Raw genomic sequence first — 1,632 nt, forward strand, 5'->3', positions numbered from 1 at the left:
AGGTCCTGGAGCCGTTCGGCGTACGACAGCCACAGCAGGGTGCGTTCGTGGCCGAGGGAGCCGTTGGCCACCCGCCAGCCCTCGTTGAGGGGGCCCACCAGATTCTCGCGCGGTACGCGTACGTCGGCGAGAAAGACCTCGTTGAAGTCGTGGTCGTCCTCGGCGGCGATCGACCCGAAAGGGCGGCGGACGACACCCTCGGCGGCGGTCGGTATCAGCAGCGCGCTGATCCCCTTGTGTTTGGGGGCGCCGGGGTCGGTGCGGACGAAGGTGAGGAGTACGTCGGCGTCGTGGGCGCCGGAAGTCCAGATCTTCTGCCCGTTCACCGTGAAGGTGTCCCCGTGGAGGACGGCCCGGGTGCGCAGCGAGGCCAGGTCGGAGCCCGCCTCGGGCTCGCTCATGCCGAGCGCGGCGGTGATCTCGGCCCGCAGGATCGGCACGGCCCAGCGCGTCTTCTGTTCCTCGGTGCCGAAGGTGAGCAGGGACGCGGCGATGATGCCCAGGCCCTGGGGGTTGAAGCTGTGGTAGATCCGGCGGCGGGCCAGCTCCTCCAGGTGGGCGAGCTGCTGCGGCAGGGTGGCCCCCCGGCCGCCGTACTCGGGTGGCTGCCCGGGCAGCAGCCAGCCGTGCTCGAAGAGGGTGCGCTGCCATCGGCGAGCCCAGTCGGGGACGTGTGCACTGGAGTGGGAGCGTTCGCGTGCCTCGGCCTCGGTCGGGAGACGGGCGTCGAGGAAGGCGGAGAACTGGGCGCGGAACTCCTCCACCTCGGGGTCGTCGGCGAGCTTCATGCGGTCAGCAGGGCCTTCCTGTGAGCGGACGCGGTGCCGAGCAGCAGGTCGCAGGCCTGGGCCCGCTTCAGGTGCAGTTGCAGCTCGTTCTCCCAGGTGAAGCCCATAGCTCCGAAGAGCTGCAGGCCGTGCCGGAAGACCAGTCGCTGGCACTCCCCCGCCGCCGCCTTCGCCATGTGGGCGGCCTTGGTGCGGCGCGGATCGTCCTCGGCGATCGTGAGCGCGGAGAAGTGGGTGAGAGCGCGTGCCCGCTCCACGGCCACGTGCATGTCGGCCGCCTTGTGCTTGACCGCCTGGAAGGAGCCGAGCACCTGACCGAACTGCGTGCGCTGCTTCACGTGTGCGAGGACCAGGTCGAGGACGCGGCGGCAGGCGCCGACGGCGGTGGCCGCGAGCCCGGTCAGGGCGAGGTCGGGGACGCCGGCGGCAAGGGCCTGCGCGTCGACGTGGGCCACATGCACGTGCGGGTCGAGGATGCCGACCCGCTGGGCGCCGAGGTCCGCTCCCGGGACGACGATGACCCCGCCCGTCGTGAGCAGCGCGACCTCGTCGGCGCGGTCGGCCTCCAGGACGTAGCGGCCGACGCCGTCGAAGACGGCCGTGCCACTGCCTTCGGGCAATCGGCCGGTCAGCGGTGCGAACCAGGTGGCGGTGGCCAGGAACGGGGTCGGGTCCGCCGCGTACCCCAGCTCCTCCAGGATCAGGGCCAGTTCCAGCGGGGGTGCCTCCAGCCATCCCAGACTCCGATAGGTCTCCCACTGCCGGTCCTCGGGCTGCGGCCGCACCTTCGCGACCGTCTCGCGCACCGCGCGGCGCAGCATCCGCTGCTCCTCGTCGAGTTCGA

At 71.7% G+C, this 1,632-nt stretch carries 2 protein-coding genes; both read right to left on the minus strand.

Annotation, left to right across the window (positions count from 1 at the left end; all coding sequences use genetic code 11):
• Positions 1 to 788 (minus strand): acyl-CoA dehydrogenase family protein (locus RIF68_RS36070; protein ID WP_309055883.1); only part of this gene is annotated, 788 nt, incomplete at its 3' end.
• A partial coding sequence (locus tag RIF68_RS36075; RefSeq protein ID WP_309055885.1) for an acyl-CoA dehydrogenase family protein occupies positions 785 to 1,632 on the minus strand: 848 nt, incomplete at its 5' end. The genes RIF68_RS36070 and RIF68_RS36075, both read right to left, overlap by 4 nt.

It is taken from the genome of Streptomyces sp. (assembly GCF_031178505.1).
GTDB classification, from domain to species: Bacteria; Actinomycetota; Actinomycetes; order Streptomycetales; family Streptomycetaceae; genus Streptomyces; species Streptomyces gulbargensis.